The organism is Paraburkholderia sp. 22099, assembly GCF_052045835.1.
In the GTDB taxonomy this organism is placed as follows: Bacteria; Pseudomonadota; Gammaproteobacteria; order Burkholderiales; family Burkholderiaceae; genus Paraburkholderia; species Paraburkholderia terricola.
In genome coordinates, this window is record NZ_JBQEPU010000009.1 from 18,268 (window position 1) to 35,585 (window position 17,318).

13 protein-coding genes and 3 pseudogenes are annotated in these 17,318 nt (G+C 60.9%); 6 read left to right on the forward strand and 10 right to left on the reverse strand.

Features of this window, described 5'->3' with window-relative positions; translation table 11 throughout:
- Positions 1-144: 144 nt before the first annotated feature.
- Positions 145-432, reverse strand: a complete 288-nt coding sequence (locus tag ACTJLC_RS10835; protein WP_310134748.1) for a DUF1488 domain-containing protein — start codon at positions 430-432, stop codon at positions 145-147.
- 331 nt (positions 433-763) lie between these two features.
- Between ACTJLC_RS10835 and ACTJLC_RS10840 the strand changes: the two are divergent.
- Positions 764-1,111 (forward strand): annotated as a pseudogene (locus ACTJLC_RS10840) (Crp/Fnr family transcriptional regulator); the annotation flags it as partial.
- Positions 1,112-1,218: 107 nt separating this feature from the next.
- Here the strand turns inward: ACTJLC_RS10840 and ACTJLC_RS10845 are convergent.
- The 6 genes and pseudogenes from ACTJLC_RS10845 to ACTJLC_RS10870 all read right to left on the reverse strand — a co-directional run bounded on the left by ACTJLC_RS10845 (position 1,219) and on the right by ACTJLC_RS10870 (position 6,852).
- Positions 1,219-1,638 carry a DDE-type integrase/transposase/recombinase gene (locus ACTJLC_RS10845; RefSeq protein ID WP_440844029.1) on the reverse strand — a complete coding sequence of 140 codons (420 nt, stop codon included), beginning with the start codon at positions 1,636-1,638 and terminating at the stop codon, positions 1,219-1,221.
- Between the two features lie 62 nt (positions 1,639-1,700).
- The gene (locus tag ACTJLC_RS10850; RefSeq protein WP_440843843.1) at positions 1,701-1,955 is read right to left on the reverse strand and encodes a hypothetical protein; all 255 of its coding nucleotides are present in this window, start codon (positions 1,953-1,955) and stop codon (positions 1,701-1,703) included.
- Positions 1,956-2,007: 52 nt separating this feature from the next.
- Positions 2,008-3,057 (reverse strand): annotated as a pseudogene (locus ACTJLC_RS10855) (tyrosine-type recombinase/integrase); the annotation flags it as partial.
- Positions 3,058-3,531: 474 nt separating this feature from the next.
- Complete coding sequence (locus tag ACTJLC_RS10860; protein ID WP_440843845.1) at positions 3,532-4,899, reverse strand: hypothetical protein; 1,368 nt, start codon at positions 4,897-4,899, stop codon at positions 3,532-3,534.
- Between the two features lie 10 nt (positions 4,900-4,909).
- Positions 4,910-5,782 (reverse strand): hypothetical protein, encoded by an 873-nt coding sequence (locus ACTJLC_RS10865; RefSeq protein ID WP_440843847.1) that lies wholly within the window; start codon positions 5,780-5,782, stop codon positions 4,910-4,912.
- A complete protein-coding gene (locus ACTJLC_RS10870; protein ID WP_440843849.1) occupies positions 5,770-6,852 on the reverse strand; it encodes a hypothetical protein in 1,083 nt (360 codons plus the stop codon). Before ACTJLC_RS10870 ends, ACTJLC_RS10865 begins: the two co-directional genes overlap by 13 nt.
- Before the next feature lie 812 nt (positions 6,853-7,664).
- Between ACTJLC_RS10870 and ACTJLC_RS10875 the strand changes: the two genes are divergently transcribed.
- Positions 7,665-10,952, forward strand: coding sequence for an AAA domain-containing protein (locus ACTJLC_RS10875; RefSeq protein WP_440843851.1), 3,288 nt, complete (start codon positions 7,665-7,667; stop codon positions 10,950-10,952).
- 132 nt (positions 10,953-11,084) lie between these two features.
- On the opposite strand, the pseudogene ACTJLC_RS10880 reads toward ACTJLC_RS10875, so the two are convergent.
- Together ACTJLC_RS10880 and ACTJLC_RS10885 are read right to left on the reverse strand one after the other, a co-directional pair.
- Positions 11,085-11,307 (reverse strand): annotated as a pseudogene (locus ACTJLC_RS10880) (hypothetical protein).
- A gap of 346 nt (positions 11,308-11,653) precedes the next feature.
- Positions 11,654-12,772, reverse strand: a complete 1,119-nt coding sequence (locus ACTJLC_RS10885) for an FAD-dependent oxidoreductase (RefSeq protein WP_440843853.1) — start codon at positions 12,770-12,772, stop codon at positions 11,654-11,656.
- An 82-nt stretch (positions 12,773-12,854) separates the two neighbouring features.
- On the opposite strand from ACTJLC_RS10885, the gene ACTJLC_RS10890 reads away from it, so the two are divergent.
- On the forward strand, positions 12,855-13,529 hold the full coding sequence (locus ACTJLC_RS10890; RefSeq protein ID WP_440843855.1) for a TetR/AcrR family transcriptional regulator: 675 nt from the start codon (positions 12,855-12,857) through the stop codon (positions 13,527-13,529).
- A gap of 68 nt (positions 13,530-13,597) precedes the next feature.
- Here ACTJLC_RS10890 and ACTJLC_RS10895 read toward each other — a convergent pair whose 3' ends face one another.
- Positions 13,598-14,509, reverse strand: coding sequence for an AraC family transcriptional regulator (locus tag ACTJLC_RS10895; protein ID WP_440843857.1), 912 nt, complete (start codon positions 14,507-14,509; stop codon positions 13,598-13,600).
- A gap of 98 nt (positions 14,510-14,607) precedes the next feature.
- Between ACTJLC_RS10895 and ACTJLC_RS10900 the strand changes: the two genes are divergently transcribed.
- From ACTJLC_RS10900 to ACTJLC_RS10910, 3 genes are all read left to right on the forward strand, one after another.
- Positions 14,608-15,351 carry an SDR family oxidoreductase gene (locus ACTJLC_RS10900; RefSeq protein ID WP_440844031.1) on the forward strand — a complete coding sequence of 248 codons (744 nt, stop codon included), beginning with the start codon at positions 14,608-14,610 and terminating at the stop codon, positions 15,349-15,351.
- 294 nt (positions 15,352-15,645) lie between these two features.
- On the forward strand, positions 15,646-16,260 hold the full coding sequence (locus tag ACTJLC_RS10905; RefSeq protein WP_440843859.1) for an NIPSNAP family protein: 615 nt from the start codon (positions 15,646-15,648) through the stop codon (positions 16,258-16,260).
- A 98-nt stretch (positions 16,261-16,358) separates the two neighbouring features.
- Complete coding sequence (locus ACTJLC_RS10910; RefSeq protein WP_175705351.1) at positions 16,359-17,255, forward strand: oxidoreductase; 897 nt, start codon at positions 16,359-16,361, stop codon at positions 17,253-17,255.
- The last annotated feature ends 63 nt before the right edge of the window (positions 17,256-17,318 follow it).

Sequence of the window (17,318 nt, forward strand, 5' to 3'; positions counted from 1 at the left end):
TGCTCTTAAATGCAGCACAGGCGATGGTGGCACCCCTGATCGCCGTCAGAAGCCAAGCGGCGTCGCCCCCTTAAAGGTGTATAGGGCACTCCACGAAGCCGGGAATTGACAGATCAGGAAACATTCTCGCGACAGGGCTGTAGCTCATGAAATCAAATACCGATTCTGTGGCCCGGCGACAAACTGCTTGTTTGCGATTTCGAGAACCTTTTCACGAAGCTCGTCAAAGGCGCCAAGCACCGAGCGCTCGTCGGATCCAACGCCAGGCTGCAGATTTCTGAGCATCGCGTCGTCGAGCATGAAGGTGATTTCCCGCGAATTGTCGTACCCCCAGAAACACACGCAATGTCGGGAGGCATCGTAGCTACGGCTGGGGTTGGGAAATTGAAGCACCGCGATCAGTTTTTCTCGTACACGGCCGAGTAGCGCCACTTAGTGGCGTTGGAGTCGATCGTGGCGTAACTGGCGCGTCTTTTCTCTGCTCTCAGAGCATCCGCTGCGCCGAGTATATGAGCACGCGTCCTGCATTCGACAGCGTACTCGCTCTCCCTGCCAATTGCAGCCGAAGCAGGTTTGAGTTGCGATCGCATGATGGGGCCCCTAAGCTGGAGGTCGCTCATGGGCGACCGGTCTACCCACTGTATACCCTTTGGCTAGCACCGACGTCTTTATTTACCTGAAATCCTTGGAGTTCAGTTTTCCGAAACGTTATGCAAGTCGACATCGAAGAATTCGCTCGGACGGCGACCGCCAGTCGCTTGTCCAGCGCTTTTTGCTCCGCCATCCGCAGGCGCTGATCATCCAAATGGCGACCACCGCCGTGTGTAGCCGATACCATTCGTATTGACCTGCAGCTGAGCAGGTGGCGACTGTTCAGCATCGATCGGCAAACGAAATGAAAACGACCCAGGAACTGATCGCCCATGCTGGGCGTGTGCCGGTCCGGTGGAACCGGGGCTGCACCGAAACTGCAGATGCTGGGCTGATCCGCGACAACCGTGACCACATCGAGGGATTAGACAGACCGGGACTCGAAATGCGTGTGTGCGAATGTTACGGCGGAGTGAAGCGCGAATTCGACCGGCTGTTACCCGCTTTGAAAGCGCTATAGAAATGGCGTGAGCTTCTCTCGACGCAAATTCAATTTCATGCAATGGTCAGGATGGCTCTGTCACGTTAAATTGTTCGGACGCAACAGCGGAGAGGACACGCCTCTGCTCAGAAAACGGACGGAACTTGGGTGGCCTCAGTGAAACGATGCCAGGCGGCGAAGCGTGCGGCGAGCTGTTTGCGATAGAGTGAGGCGCGCAGCAGGTGTCGCTTGAGCGCGAAGTGCTGACGGATCGGACCGAAGTTCGATAAGAAAGCCTGCGTGCGTTCAGGATCGCGGAACCCACGTATGCGCCGCTCGCGTTCGCGCGTCGGCTGATGACTGTTTTCAGCCCGGTTATTGATCCGCGCGCTCGCTTTGACGAAACGTGCTTGACGTGAGCCAGTGCGGGAATCTCGGCTTTCGCCGCCGGATAGCTGCGCAGTTGGTCGGTCACGATTCTTGCGCGGTGCTTCAGCACATGAGGCAAGCACGCGCTTGAAAAACCGCTTCACTGCTGCCTTATCGCGGCGCTTCTGTAGCAGGATATCGAGTTCAGCCCCGTGTTGATCAACGGCGCGTCATAGTAGGCAAGGCTCGCCGCGCAACGTCACAAATACACTTCGTCAAGGTGCCATGTGGCGACGGGCTTGCGACGCACCGCTTTCAAGCGGTGTGCGAAACACGCATCGAATTTATCGCACCAGCGTCGGACCGTTTCGTAGCTGACGATAACCCCGCGCTCGAACAGCAGCTCTTCGATATCACGCAGGCTGAACTGAAACCTGAAATACCAGCGCACCGCGCAACTGATGACCGCCGCTGGAAAGCGATGACCGTGGTAAAGCGATTTTGCATTCTTCATCACACAATCTTACTCGAGCTTGAATCTGTCTGGCCTGTCAATCGGCTCAGCCGTGAACCGTGAAAGGATCAAAATCTGCCCCGCCGTCGCGTATCAGCTTGACCGTGCTGTCAATGACGCGGTTCAGAGTCGCCGCACTTATTGGGGAGGCCGCCTCATAGCGGCCGGGATGCACGTACGAACTCGCTCCGAAGCACGTCTCGAATGCGACCAGAATGTCCAGAGCCTGTTGGCTCAGATAGACAATGTGGGGGCGACCGGCCTTCATCCGTTCCTTCGGAATTGTCCAGCTGCGGCGTCGAAATCTATCTCACCTTACATCGCCAGAATGAACTCGGACTTGCGCACCAGCGTGAGCAGCATGAATCTGATAGCAAGACGCAGCGTAGGCATCGTCGGCGTCTGCTCCAATGCACGAAAAAACACGTGGATTTCGGCAGGCGACAGTGCCCGATCGCGCGGCTTGAAGCTGGCGATGGCAGACGGGCGGATGGCCTCCGCAGGATTGTCCACCTTTAGTCCCCGCGCCTGGACGAAACGGTAGATCTGCAGAACGATGTCGCGCGCCTGCACGGCAGGGGCCGCGGCACCCCTCTCCTTGATCTTCTCGCAGCGCGCCATCAGTCGCGCGGGCGTGATCTCTTCCAACTTCAGCCGGCCAAATTCCGACGCGAGATTCCGCTCGTATACCGATACGCGCATCGACCGTGTGGAGTCGGCAAGAGCAGTCTCCATAAAGTATTTCTCCGCCCACTTACCAAACGTTAGCGCCTCGGTCGCCGCGACCCGTTTCTCGACTTTCGCACGTGAAGGACTCTCTCCGCGTTGGATTGCTCCGTAGGCCTGGTCGCGTAGAAGCCGGGCTTCCAGGAGGCTGATAGTCATTCCGAATCCGAGTTCGTCTGGCTTGCGTGGCTTCCGTGCAGAAAGTGATGGATCGTACCGGCCGATTACCAGGGTCTCCCGGCGACCGTTCACCCCGGTAGTCGTACCGGAAGCTCACCGCGCCTGAAGGCGTCACTGCCGCATATAGTCCCCGCTAATCGGCAACCTTGTAGATCTTCTTGGCCGGTTTCAGCGCTCGCAACTGCATGTCATGCATAGGGACTCCTCGAACGTATACCGTCAACCGATACCGTCAGACTGACTTGACGGTATCGGACCAGGCCGTCCGAGGAAGAAACGTCTGTACCGTCATCGATACCGACATTTCCAACAGGCATTGCCCGGATAACAGCAGAACACGCCGGACAACAACCTCATGTTTTTAAACGGAAAAACATGGAAAACCGGACCTCCCTGAACGACTTGGGAGCAGTCTAAATCACTCCCACTCGATCATCAACGAGGCTCGCAAGTCCACATGGTTAAAGGGATTTGCAGTGATCGACATGGGTCTTTACCGTCGCTTTTACCGTCGGGAAAACATGCTCTTTTCTGGCGCGGGCTTCGGGACGATTTGCGGAGCACCGACCCATCATCAATCAGGTTCAATCATACCGAATAGGTGGCAAGACTTCAGGCTCTTCGGCACTGCTCCCCAAGGAATTGCATGTGTTAGCACTAGGTTGTGTTGTCAGCTCGTCGGAACACCGTAGCGCTTGAACAGCGCGTCGAAGAAGCCCTTCACATCCGCCTTGGCTGTAGGTGCCTGCAGCTCCGCTGCCCCAAAGCGGAAGACTTCGTATCCCGCAAGCTTGAGTTCGCGGTCGCCTTTGACCATCTGCGCATAGCGTTGCACGTCGGCGCACCCGGCGCCGTCCGCGTAGTGGTGCTTGCCGTCCACTTCGATGACGACCCGCACGCCCTGTGGTAGCAGCAATAGGAAGTCCATGCGAAAGCGCAGCAGCGCATCCGGCCCCCGCTCCTTGACCGTGCGTGGGTCCCAGTGAAGCCATACTTCCGGCAGCAGTGCGGGCAGGTTCGGCACGGCACCGCGGAAGCCCTCGAAGAAAGCATCGAACAGCAAGGATTGCGGCGGGGAATTACGGGGCAAGCTAGCCCTCAGACGTGCGTACAACGAGCGCTTGGCCTGCGTGGCATCGGCAATCCGCTCGGTATCGCCCCACCACTGCTGTAGGTCATTCCAGCGCAGTCCGTCATTGCCGATGGGACGGTCATAAACAAGCACTTTATCGGCATTGGTGACGATTTCGACGTCGTTGTCCAACGCGTCACGGAAACGTAGGTCAGGCTTGTCGGGTGAGGCGAAGATGAGATTCTTCGGGCGGCCTTTGACCGCCGCGTGCAACGAGACCATCGAGAAGACCGGGTAACCTCCCTCCGAATCCGTCTCGCGCAGCTCCACACCGCAATTGCGCAGCGACTCGTTGACGCAAGCAACGAAGTGGCGTTGCGCTGCCTCGTCGGGTCGCACGTCGGCCGAAGCCAGCCCCTCAAGAAATAGCGCAAAGCGCCGATCGGAAGCGTCATAGGCGCCCAACTGGTCGAACAGCGTTTCAGCAGGCCAGTCCTCCGGATTCCGATGGACGTGCTGCTGAATGTCCGCGCGCAACCCGCTGGGCTTGCCGCCCAGCAAATTAAGCCAGTCGTCGGCATCCAAGATCCACAACCGCTCCAGAAGATCATCGAATCTGCGAGCATCCCCATACAGATCTTCGCTGTTGAGTCTTCGAGCGACCTCGCGCCGATACCGCTTCGGGATCGGCGGACACCCGCCGTCACTCCATAGAATGTCCTGAATCTGGTTGCGCGTCGTGGCATTGGGTGGATGGCGAACCAACAGCTTGCGTGCAACCGCAGGCAGATCAGCGTCGGCGGCCGCCTCGAAGCTGAAGGTCATGCGGTCACGCTTTGAGCCGTCAGTGGCGGGCAGGGGCAACCCCAATTCCTCGCAAAGCGTCGGCAGCATGGTATGCGTGCCGGCGTCTTTTAACGCCATGATGAGCGGAGCCAACAGGGAGCGAAGTTGCGCGTAGTCCATTGAGTACGATTCAAGCTCGCAGCATCATGGCGCGCAACAGCGCGTCGATCTGACCGAAGGCATCCTGCTGCCACTGCTCGGGCGTACGATCACCCAGCGCATGCGTGTCTTCGACGAAGCGCCTCACACAGGTCGGCCCGTATCCCTCGAAGGTGTCGAACTTCTCGGCGATGTAGCGGAAACCCCGTTCGCCGCTTGGATGCACCAGGAGCGGCTGACATTCCCGTGCCAGCGCGTCGATCCCCTCGGGGTAGTTCCGCACGCAGTAGTAGATGTCGTAGGCATCCTTCTGCTTGTAGCGGCCCGCCAGTGCGTGGCCTTTCATCGCCAGCAGAGCCGGGATGGAACATACCGCGATCTCCACGCGGTTTGTCCCGCCATCCGGCATCGACCCTGTCACCGCCACGAGTTGATAGAAGCGCATCGCCAGATCGGCGCCATCCGCCCGCTGCACGGCAAAGTCGCTGATCAGCGGCGGATCGTTCTTGACGATCTCGGCGTCGCGGGGCATCAAGAAATCGACGACGACATCGATTGCTTCCCCGCCATCTCGCGCGGGGACCTGGCGAACCAGTTGGAAACGCCGAAGCCCCTCGCGCTGGACATATCCATGACCTTGAAGCGCACCGATCAAGGTGGCGTACTCACCATCGCCGAGTGCTTCTGCGTCCAGCCCGACGTCCACGTCGAGCGTGCCGACGTGGGGCATGTCCTCGCTGGCCAGCAGCAGCCAGGGAACCGCGCCGCCGACGATGGCGAACTTGCCTTTGAAGCCGCCAAGGATCTGCCCGATTTCGATCAGCACGGACTTCACTGCCGCAGTCGTGCGGTCGTCGTATTCGGCCGCCGACTGCGGTTCCTGTGGGGGTGTCATTTGGGCCATGAGAGTCGTTCCTGTCGCAAGTGGTTCGCCGCCTCAGCGCCACGCTCGCCGGCAATGGAAAGATCTAGGTAGGTTTGAACCGGACTCGTGCAGATCGCACCTGGCGCTGGCTCAACGGTATCGGCGAGGAGTCCCAAGTCCTTCGGCACAGTGACGACCACGTTCTCCCCTTTCGAGCTGGGCGTGAGCTGCAACGCAGACTTGAGCTTGCGCAGGCCTTCGTCGTCCGCGAAGAAATAATGCGAGCCAGTGCGCGCATATGGAGAAAGCCACTGTGCCGCCGAAAACGATGCGAAGGTCGCGCGGCCAGGACTGTTGTCCGCGCGCAGAACGCTTCGAGCCGAATCTTCAAGTGCGCTGCCATGCAGTGGCGTGTAGAAGCGCAACCGCTCACCGGGTGGCGCGGTGTAACTCTCCCGCCAGGCATCCAGCAGTGCATCGGGTTCCGTGAGAACCAGGCCATCCTCCGAGGCGCGTGCCCATTCCCGATCAATCAAGCCTGCACGCACATTGCTGACATGTCCCAAGCTGACTCCGGAAATTTCCGACAACTCGGTGACCCGCCACGCTCGGCCCGGCTCACGCAACATGGCGCGCAGCACTTGCGCAGATTTTGGCCTGAACAGCGACTTGAGTTCGCGCTGTTCGGCCACCGGCTTGTCCGCCACTGCGCGCTCGATGAACACGCCACCGAACGCGATCCGGGCATTTCCTTCCAAGTCGAGATAGCCGACGCCCTTTTCTTCGCACATCTGCCTCACTGCCGGCGCGATGTAGGGGGCAATGAAGACGGGCGTCGCCGCGGGGGCTCGGTGCGCAACGTAGTTCCGCAACTCCAGCAGCGCGGACCTGGCGTATCGCGGTTGCCCGTTCGACTTGTACTCGCAGATAAGTAGGTGCGGCCGTCCGTCAACGAGCAACCGCGCGATCAAGTCCGGCTCCCAATCGTCGGACATGACTTCGGCGTCGATGGCTTCGATCTGCAGGATCGGAACCTTCTCAAGCATCTTACGCAGTGCTTCGCCAGCACGGGACTCAGCCTCTTTCATCAAATATGCCTCTTTCAACATGCGCTGAAACTAGCACATTTTCTGAAATCAGTACGTGAATTTCACCATAAAGTCCATTTTCAGCGCTTGCTGAAATAGGCCATAACACTGAAAATTTGTGGTTTTGAGGCAGTAGTAGCCAAGCTGTGACAACGACGGTTATCGAAATCCTTGCTGAAGATCAGCCCCCTGCCCCTTTCTCGCGGTTGACGATGATGCTGACTGGCAGGCCCGGCCGCACCGCTTGCGGTCGCAACACAATGGCGAACCTGGAAGCGAAAAGAATTTGCCCCGCGAGGAATGCGCGCAGCGCAGGGGAAATTGTTTTCGCTGGAAGGTTGCGGCCATGAAGCCCAAGGCGCAGCCGCGTCCCCGCCACGATTCACGACAAGCCAAGGACGCTTGGACGCCCGCTTCCGAAGGTGACGTGGCCGGCGATGGCTTTACCGGCTTGCGCCCTAACGCGGGCAAGGACAATCGCCAGCGACAAGACACGAATGCCCCTCGCCAGCAGGCGGCCCTCATAGTTGAGGCGTGGCATGGAAGCTCCATAGCAAGGCCGGGCGGCGTGTCGGTGAACCGCCCTTCGTGACGTACAGGCGGTGAACCACCAGCATCGAAGATGGCAGGCACGTGCACAACCCGGTCCAGAGAGTCACGGCAAGAGTCAACGCGCCAACCATCGCCGTGACATGCGATTATTCTGGATCTGCGCACTCTTGGCACTCAGGGCTTCAAGGTTGACGCGCCAATGCCGCTTCTATGCATCGAATTGAACGTCGGACCTCGCCCATCACTGAGGGGATCCGAGTGGCTATTGAGGAGAAGAAATATTGAAGGACCAAGAGAGCATCGTCCGTTATTGGCATGCCGTCGAGTTGCTGCAACCACAGTCGGCACCCAAGCTGAAAAAACGTAGCGGCCGATACGAGGCGTTCATCCACGACACACCCATCCAGCGCCCCATTGTTCCGTGGGTAGCGGAAAGCGTCGTCAGCAAGCAGGGCTTACCCAAGAGACGCGTATGGAGCCATACGCTTTTTGCCCATCTGTATGACAGTCGCCTCGTGGCCAACAAGCTCAACGAAGTCTATGGCGCCGATCAAGGCTATCGAGAGCCGCAGTTCCGCGAATCGGCGCTGTTCGCGGCAAAATTCACCATGGAAGGCCGGTTGGTGGATGACAGCTTCGTGCTTTCCAGTGAAGCGTGGTTCCTGGGACGGGTGCTGGCCGGAAAGGACTGGACCCGAGGATTTGAGGACGATCAAAAGACCATCGGCGACCACGCGAAGACGCTGCTCGAAGAACAGGTGTCCAGCAACGCTTTGCGCGAACTGACCCAATGGATTCTCCAGTTTCTCGGCGTAGCTGACTTCTTTGGCGACATGGATCGCCATCGATTTCGCTTTCGCTCCCAGCCCGTGAATCCCGACAAGCCCGAATCGGAAGACGATCTGCTCAACAGTTTCCTGCTCGATGATCTTGCCGATGTTGCCGACAACATCGGCAAGGGCGTGAGAAGTGAGCCGTTGGATCAGTATTTGCGTCGGCACGATCCCAAGCCGCGTTTGCACGTGGACGATCACCGTGCATCGCTGCCACTGATCGATCGACTGATGCCAGATACCTATGCCGATAGCTGCTGGCCTACGGAGCATCATTTGGGCCTCGTGCATTCCCAGCAACTGGCCGTCAACACGATTCTGTCCACTCTGGCCAATGGAAAGGGGTTACTAGGCGTCAATGGCCCGCCTGGCACCGGAAAGACGACCCTATTGCGCGACTTGATTGCCGCCATCATCACCCGCCGGGCCGACGTGCTTGCCACCTTACGCCGTGCCTCCGACGGGTTCATGAGCAACGGACGCGAAGCCGCCAACGACGGTGGCAAGCAGCAGGCTTGTTTCAAGCTAAACCCAGCACTGTATGGCTTCGAGATCGTGGTTGCTTCGTCCAACAATGGTGCTGTGGAGAACGTCACGCTCGACTTGCCCCAGCGTGACAAGATCGACGAGAGTTGGCTACCCGAAGCCGAGTATTTCGCCGAGTTAGGGGAACTGGTTGCCGGCAAGCCCGCTTGGGGGCTGATTTCCGGCCCGTTGGGCAGCAAGACGCGACGGACCAAGTTCGTGGAGCGTTACTTCTATGGTCAGCGCCCCTCCGGCAGCGAAGGCAAGGCTGACTCGGCAGCCGAAGACGATACCGACCTCGAATCTGATACGGACCTCGACAACATCGTAGACGGCCTGTTCTCCGATACTTCCACAGGGGCGGAGAGCGATGAGGGCGGCGTCGATCAGGACGATGGGGCGCCACCCGCGACAGAGAAAGGACCAAAGGGTTTCCTGGGGTGGCTAGGCGCGAATGCCGAGGTCAACGCGACTCGTTCTTCGGAGGAGCGTCAAGCCTTGTGGCAGCAAGCCGTCTCTGATTACGAGGCGGTCAAGGCGGAAGCGCATAAGGCATGCTCCGATGCCAATCGCATCCGTGAGCTGATCCAGGCAATTTGCCAAACTAGGAGGACGATTGCCGACAAGTCCAAAGCACTTCGCGCGCTCGAGCAGGAGTTGACCGATGCGGTCAATCAGCTCTCGCGCTTGGATGCGGAGGAAAGCCGCCCCGCCAACACGGCACTCAAGCAGTGCCTAGACGCACTTGCGCAACACCAAACCCGCAAACCGGGTTTCTTGGCGAACTTGTTCAGCCTGTGGAGGACTCAACGCGACTGGAATACAACGCATGCGTTACTGGAAGGCCAGCGTGATCTGGCTAAGGCCGAGTTCGCGCGGATCGCACGCCTGACCAAGCAACTCGACACATCGAGGGGGAGCTTGGAGAAGCAGATCGCCGACGCGCACCGCGCGCTTCAGCGATCGAAGGACAAAGAGCAAGCCTTGACGAGCGATGCCACTGGACTGGCAACTACCTGCCGGGCCGACCACCTACTCGCGTGGTTACAAGACGGTGTCATCGGTCGTGGCGATGCCGTTGAGTTGGCCGAGCCTTGGCGTATTGAAGGTTGGCGGCAAGCACGTGCTCGCGTCTTCATCCAAGCATTAAAGCTCCATCAGACGTTCTTCGAGTTGGAGGCATCCCGGATGCGTTCCAACTTGTATTTCATCAACGGCCTGTTGACAGGCTCGCGTTACCAAGGGCTTTCACGGGAGGCCATTCGCTCGGCGTGGGCTTCGCTGTTCATGGTCGTGCCGGTACTGAGCAGCACCTTCGCATCGTTCGCTCGCTCATTTGGTTCTTTGGGCGCCGGCGAGATCGGCTGGCTGTTCGTGGACGAGGCCGGCCAAGCTTCGCCCCAGGCGGCGGTGGGGGCACTGTGGCGGTCCCGCCGTGCGTTGCTGGTGGGAGACCCGCTGCAACTCAAGCCCATTGTCACCGTATCCGATGCGGTGCTGGAACACATGCGCACACGCTACTGTGTTGAGCCACATTGGCTCCCCAACCATCAGTCCGCTCAGACGCTGGCCGACGAAGCCACCCCTTGGGGGCGCATGGCGGGACCGGCCGACAGCAAAACCTGGGTGGGGCTGCCGCTGGTCGTGCATCGTCGCTGTGACAGGCCCATGCACGAGTTGGCCAACCGCATCGCCTATGATGGAGCGATGGTGTATGGAACGATGGCACCGCGCGCGGACAAGGAAACACGCGCCAGTCTGCCGACAGGTTGGATACAAGCCAACGGTCCATCCGAAGGAAACTGGGTGCCCGCCGAAGGCCAGGCTCTACGCGAGCTGCTCGCGCTGCTGCATGAAGATGGTGTTACCGCCAAGGACATTTCGGTCATCACGCCCTTCAAGGCGGTCCAGCAAAATCTCAAGCGCATGCTTCGCAGCAAGATGGTGTCCGGCACGATCCACACCATGCAAGGCAAGGAAGCGCCGGTCGTCATCATGGTGCTGGGTGGCAATACGGAGGGATCAGGTGCTCGCAACTGGGCGGTATCGGAGCCCAACCTCCTGAACGTCGCAGCGACGCGCGCCAAACGTCGCTTCTACGTGGTCGGCGACAGAAACGACTGGAAGCACCGCGCCTTGTTCTGCGACGTTATGGATCTGCTACCACTTCAGAAAATCCCGGCACGCAAACAAGTTCCACTGCCTCAATAGCCTCAGTCTGGAATGGGTGGTGCCTGGTGTTGCTCGTCGCACCGGGCGCAGCCAACAGGCAGCGCCCGGACGTTCTTGAACGGCCCCGGTGCCGCCGCGCCGGGGCCGATTTTTCAGCACGAGTCACGATTTTCACCACGCGGGATCTTTCGTCTCGACAATCCACCATGCGGCACGCGACAAGGCATGGCCTGTGATGGGGTGAAGATCCATCAGGTCGGCAATCGCCGTCCAGCCGGCAGGCGGACGGTAACTGCGCACGTCGCCTTCGCCCGTGCCAGCGGCGGGCGCGTACCGTGCCGGAGGCATAGACCGCTGCCATGTTCGGTCGGGTGGTCGGGTTCTGGTTGTTCATGGGAAAAGCTCCGGGGCTGTCGTCTCCCTGCCCCGCTTGAATCCGCGATCTCCGGCCATGAACGCCTCCAGCATGTGCGGGGCCGAGCATGCGAAGGTCGAACGCTGCCGCGCGTGGCGCGCGGGGCAGTAGTCCGGCATAGCGAGCGAAGACGATGCTAAACGTGCTCGCCGAGCCGTAGTCGACGCGCACAGCAATGCCAGCTTCGTCTCTCTGAGGCTCCGCGGCTGCCCCGAATATCGACGCACAGAGGTCTGGAGGAGGCCCACAAAAGGCACGTCCCCATCGGGATATTGGATGGTCCCGTCCTGAAGCGGAGGTCGTCTACAAACCCAACCGTGGACGTTCATTTCCCGGCGGCGAGAAAGTCGATCAGGCTGAAAGGTGCGCTTGCGCCCAGGCAGAGATCCAGGACACGATGCGCGTCCGCGGCCGCGGCCTCGCTGCGCGAGAACATCGCCGCCTCGTAGGCCGCCAGCGCACCCTCCATGTCACCATCATGGGCAACGATGGCCATACCCAGCTCAGCCCCGTCGAGCATGGCCAGATTTGCGCCATCGCCGGCAGGCGGCGACAGGTGCGCGGCATCACCAAGCAGCGTCACGCCGGGGGTACGATGCCATCGATGGCCGATTGGCAACGCATTGATCGTTCGTAGAACGGGCGCGGTGTCGCTGTCCGTGATCAACGTGGTGAGCGCCGGGGCCCACCCGGCGAATTCGGCGGCGATCCGCGCCTTGGCCGCCGCGGCCTCATTGAAGTCGATGTCCGCAAACCAGGATACAGGCCGCATCAATTGAACATAGGTGTGGAGCACGCCTGCCGGCTCCCGGTGCGCAGTGATCCCCTTGCCCGATTCAAGCGCGAACATCCCCCCGGCCCCCACCGCCTCAGCCGTTGCCGGGAACCGTCGATCGGCGTCATGCAGGTAGGTCTCGACGAAGGACACGCCGACATAGGCGGGTTCGGCGGCCGACAACAGCGGGCGCACCTTCGACCAGGCGCCGTCGGCCCCGACGAGTAATTCTGTCTCGACAGTTGAGCCGTCGGTGAAAGTCAGCTCATGACGACCGGCGCCGAGGGCCCTGGCGCCGGCCAGCTTCCATCCCCACCGAATCGTCTCGGCGGGCAAGGCGTTCATGAGCACCCGCCGCAGGTCGCCCCGGAGCACCTCAGGACGCTTGCCGTCTCCGGCCTGATCGAGCAACACATTGCCCCGCTGGTCGAGCGCGCGTGTCGCGTCGCCACCTTCGTGAACGATCGCGCGGAACGCGTCCGTCAGGCCTGCCGCCGTGAGCGCGCGCTGGCCATCGTGCTCGTGAATGTCGAGCATGCCTCCTTGGGTGCGGGCTCGCTCGGAGGGCTCTGCTTCGTAAATCGTAGCCATGATGCCGTGCAAGTGGAGCACGCGGGCGAGGGTCAGGCCGCCCAGCCCTGCGCCGATGATGGAGACGGAAGTGGTCATGATTAACTAGGTGTACGATGGAACAATGTTCCATCGTACACTCACTGGAACGCTGTTCCAAGTGTGTAAGGATAACCTTGTGGTGAAACGGGCTCAACAAACCCTGCGGCGCGCCGACGCCCTCTCCAGGCTGCGGATTGTCCAGGCCGCGATTGAGATTCTCGATGCACGTGGCGAGGCCGCCCTGACATTCCGGGCGCTAGCGACCCACCTGGCGACGGGCAGCGGTGCGATCTACTGGCATGTCGCAGATCGGAACGACCTGCTTGCCGCCGCAACGAGGGAGGTCTTCGCCCCTGCGCTGGCGGGAGTGGCCAACGAAGCGGAGCCAAAGGCCGCGCTCCGTGCCATCGCGCTCGGGGTATTCGACGCGGTCGATGCTCACCCATGGGCCGGCGCTCATCTTTCCCACGAACCATGGCATCCCACGGTCGGGGAGATTTTCGAGCGGGTTGGCCAGGAGCTTGAGGCGCTCGGAGTCTCTGCCGACGCACAATTCGATTGCGCCTCCGCGCTGACGAACTACATTCTCGGCGTAGCCGGACAGAACGCGGCTAACGCCCGCCTGCTTCCGGACGGGTCGGATCGCCGAACATGGCTGGCGGCCATAGCCACCCGCTGGATCGAGGATGATCCCGAATCGCGTCCATTCGTGCGGCGGGTGGCGGCGCAACTGCGCGAGCATGATGACCGCCAACAATTCCTCGCCGGCGTCGACTTCATCCTGGCCGGCGCCTGCGTCAAGCCAAACGCGTGAGACCGGCGGCGCTCACGCGCTAGCCATATTCTAGGGAGGCATGCTGAGCTTCCGGCCTTGAGCGCTCCTCAGGATGCAGGATCAGGATGCTGCCGCGCATAACGCGCCGGCGGTAGTCCAACATGTCGAGTGAAGGCGACGCTGAATGCGCTCGCCGAACCGTAGCCAACGTGCCCCGCGATTTCGGCGATGCTAGCGTCGCTCTGCCGGAGCATGTTCCTGGCCAGAGCCATGCGCCAGTTCAGCAGATAGGCCATCGGCGCCAGACCGACGGCACGACTGAAACGCTCAAAGAGGGCCGAACGGGAAAGGGCAGCCTCCTTCGCCAATTGCGCGACTGTCCACGCGCGCGTGGGACTTTCGTGCATCCGGCGTAACGTGACGGCAAGGCGTTCGTCGGCGAGCCCTCGTACGAGACCGCACGACAAGGGCGTCGCTGCCGTCGAGCGGAGTGCTTCGATAAGCAGTACCTCGAGCAGGTGCGCGAGAATGACCTCGCGCGCTGGACGGCGTTCGCGGAACTCGTCTCGTACGAGTTCGACGAGGGTGGCGAGACGCAGTTCGCCACGCACATGCACGATCCGGGGAAGCAGCGATACCAGCAGGGTTGAATCGGGAGAACTGAAGCTGCAATGGCCGACGAGCATTCTCAGGTCGGCTGGACCGTCCTGGTCGCCGATCCTGAATTCGCCACTGCCCAGTGCCATGGGCACCGCTTCGGGTGCACTCGCCGGCACTGGCAGGATGCTGGACATCGCCACGCCGTACGCCTCAGGCACCAGGACGAAATCGCCCGAGCGGAGTTCGATCGGCTCGTGCCCGTCAACTACAAGGCGGCACGCACCCTCGAGAACGACGCAATAAAACGGTTGCCCGGCATCCGAGCGGCGGATGTGCCACGGCCCGGCGCCGAGGACGAGCTTCGAATACCGGGCGCCCGGCTGAAGAAGCGTGACAACCTCCGCAAGCGGATCGATCACTTCCGGACTCCTGCTAACGATTCATGGACGTGTGATTATAGAACGTCCGATGAGAGCACTCTATCGTGGAGGTGTTGTTAACCATCCCCGAGAGACCCATGAAAACCATTCTTATCACCGGTTGCTCTTCCGGCTTCGGCCTTGAGACCGCGAGATTTTTCGCCGAACGCGACTGGCAGGTGGTCGCCACGATGCGCACGCCGCGAGAGGACGTGCTGCCTGCTTCCGACAACCTGCGCGTGCTCGCGCTCGATGTCACCGATCCGCAAAGCATCGATCATGCCGTCAGGACAGCGGGTCCGATCGACGCACTCGTCAACAATGCCGGCGTTGGCGCGGCGGCGCCGTTCGAGGTCACCTCGATGGCGACGATACGTGAGGTTTTCGAGAGCAACACCTTCGGCACGATGGCGATGACACAGGCGGTGCTGCCGCAGTTCAGGAAACGCCGGGCCGGCGTCGTCGTCAACGTGACATCGTCCGTGACGCTGCGGGCCCTCCCTCTGGTCTCTGTCTATACTGCGAGCAAGGCGGCGGTGAATGCGTTCACCGAGTCGATGGCGCTCGAACTGGGACAGTTCGGCGTGCGCGCGCACCTTGTGATTCCGGGACGTGCGCCCGAAACCCGCTTCGCCGAGAATGGCAGTTCTCGCATGCAGGGTCTCGACCATGAGGCCTATGCCGATCTCGTCAAGGGCTTCATGGCCCGCTTCAGCCAACCGGGGCCGCTCACCCGTTCGCAGGATGTCGCCGAAGCGGTGTGGCGTGCGGTGACCGATGCATCGAGTCCGCTGCGGATTCCTGCAGGGGCCGACGCGGTGGCCTTGGGGGTTGCGAGCTGACCACCCAGGCGACGCCATGAAGGTTGTCACCGCGCCGACATCGTTGGACAGAACTCAAGCGATCACAGCCAGGCCCGGCGGAGCGCGCAAGCGGGCAACATCTCGCGCCGTCCGTTCTCCAGAGTCGCGGCGAGATCCGCGAGTGGACTGCGGCGGACGGGTTCTCTGCCAATCAGATGTTGGCCAGTGACTGGCGCGGCCTGAAACTATGCTGCCCCCGGCAACGGTAGCGCCCGCCTTTCAGTCCAGGGAAACACCGGAATGTGCCTTTCAGAACCGGTAAAGGAGATTCAGATGCTGTACGAGCTAACGACGCTTTCGTGCTCCCTTCTGGAACAGGACACCGTATCGGACGGTGCCCGCCGCTGGGTGTCCGATACCAACGCGACGGGTATCGTCCTTGGATCATGGCGAACGGAGATTGGCGAGCTCGCGCGAATCATCGTCCTGCGCAAGTTCAAGACCATGTCCGAACTCCAGCATGAACGTGAGCGGGCTTATATGGACCAGCGGCCGTTTCATACGGAGAACCCGCGGATCCGGATAGACATGGAAAGCTATGCGCTGTTTCCTTTTTTGCCAGAAGTCGAACCCATGACATTTGGCCGCTTCTACGAGTTTCGCCGCTACTGGCTGAAACCCGGTGGCATTGCGCCAACTATCGCGGCCTGGGAGAAGGCTGTCGGCCCGGCCAAAGCTTACACGTCGCATCTGGTCGCAAACCTGTATGCACTCGACGGCCCGCCTCGCATCACCCACATCTGGGGATTCTCCAGCCTCGAAGAGCGTATGGCGTTACGGGCACGTCACTATGCCGAGGGGCTATGGCCGCCTGACGGTGGCCCGCAGCAAATCGAGCGGGCGACCTCGACGATCTGCCTGCATGAAGCGTGGTCGCCCATGTGCTGAAGTCATGCGCGCGATGCGCAGATCCACAGCAGGTCCCTGGCGAATATTGATGGGTGCGCCTGCATGCTACCAAACCAGTACAGACTACCGGGACGACAATGACGATGACAGAAAATCCAGCGATTGCCCTGATTGGGCCTGGGGCGATCGGCACGACCGTGGCAGCGGCCCTTCATGAAGTCGGCCGCACACCAGCGATTTTTGGCCGCTCAGCGCACGAACACCTGGAGTTGCGCTTCGAGGGTGGTCGCATCACGGTGCCGGGACCCGTGCGAACCAGTCCCGCTGAGGTCGAAAGCACGTTCGACCTAGTCTTTGTCGCAGTGAAGTCCACACAGGTGGAGGCAGCGGCGCCGTGGCTGTCTGCCTTGTGCGGCAACAGGACTGTGGTCTGCGTGTTGCAAAACGGCGTCGAACAGAAAACGCTTGTCGCGCCTTATGTTCCGGGCAGCCCAGTCTTACCCTCGGTGGTATGGTTTCCTGCCCAACGCGAACCCGACGCCTCCGTCTGGCTACGGGGCAAGGCCCGCCTTACATTGCCAGACACGCCAGAGAGCAGCGTTGTCGTTTCGGCATTGAGAGGCACACGGTGTTCGGTCGATGTAGCAGCAGATTTCACGTCCGTCGCGTGGCGCAAGCTTCTACAGAACGCGGTCGCCGGTTTAATGGTTCTTGCGGGCCGTCGCGCTGGCATGTACTCCCGCGCAGACGTTGCCGCGCTGGCCCTCGCCTATCTGCAGGAGTGTCTTGAGGTTGCCCGGGCTGAGGGCGCGACGCTGGGCGACGAGGTCCCGCAGGAGATCGTCGATGCATTCCAGAATTATCCGTCCGACCTCGGCACTTCGATTCTCGCTGACCGGCAGGCTGGCCGCCCGCTCGAATGGGACAGCCGAAACGGAGTCGTGCAACGACGTGGTCGATTACATGGCATCCCTACGCCGATCAGCGATCTGGTCGTGCCGCTTCTGGCGGCCGCGAGTGATGGCCCCGGTTAACATCTCTGCTATCGATGCGATAGCCATACCTCTGACCGGTCCCATCGATCGCTTATCGGTATT

Coding starts and splice junctions, on each gene's coding strand:
- ACTJLC_RS10900 (WP_440844031.1), top strand. CDS start 14,608: ATGAAAACCATTCTTATCACCGGTTGCTCTTCCGGCTTCGGCCTTGAG.
- ACTJLC_RS10850 (WP_440843843.1), bottom strand. CDS start 1,955: ATGAAGAATGCAAAATCGCTTTACCACGGTCATCGCTTTCCAGCGGCG.
- ACTJLC_RS10860 (WP_440843845.1), bottom strand. CDS start 4,899: ATGGACTACGCGCAACTTCGCTCCCTGTTGGCTCCGCTCATCATGGCG.
- ACTJLC_RS10905 (WP_440843859.1), top strand. CDS start 15,646: ATGCTGTACGAGCTAACGACGCTTTCGTGCTCCCTTCTGGAACAGGAC.
- ACTJLC_RS10870 (WP_440843849.1), bottom strand. CDS start 6,852: ATGTTGAAAGAGGCATATTTGATGAAAGAGGCTGAGTCCCGTGCTGGC.
- ACTJLC_RS10865 (WP_440843847.1), bottom strand. CDS start 5,782: ATGGCCCAAATGACACCCCCACAGGAACCGCAGTCGGCGGCCGAATAC.
- ACTJLC_RS10910 (WP_175705351.1), top strand. CDS start 16,359: ATGACGATGACAGAAAATCCAGCGATTGCCCTGATTGGGCCTGGGGCG.
- ACTJLC_RS10885 (WP_440843853.1), bottom strand. CDS start 12,772: ATGACCACTTCCGTCTCCATCATCGGCGCAGGGCTGGGCGGCCTGACC.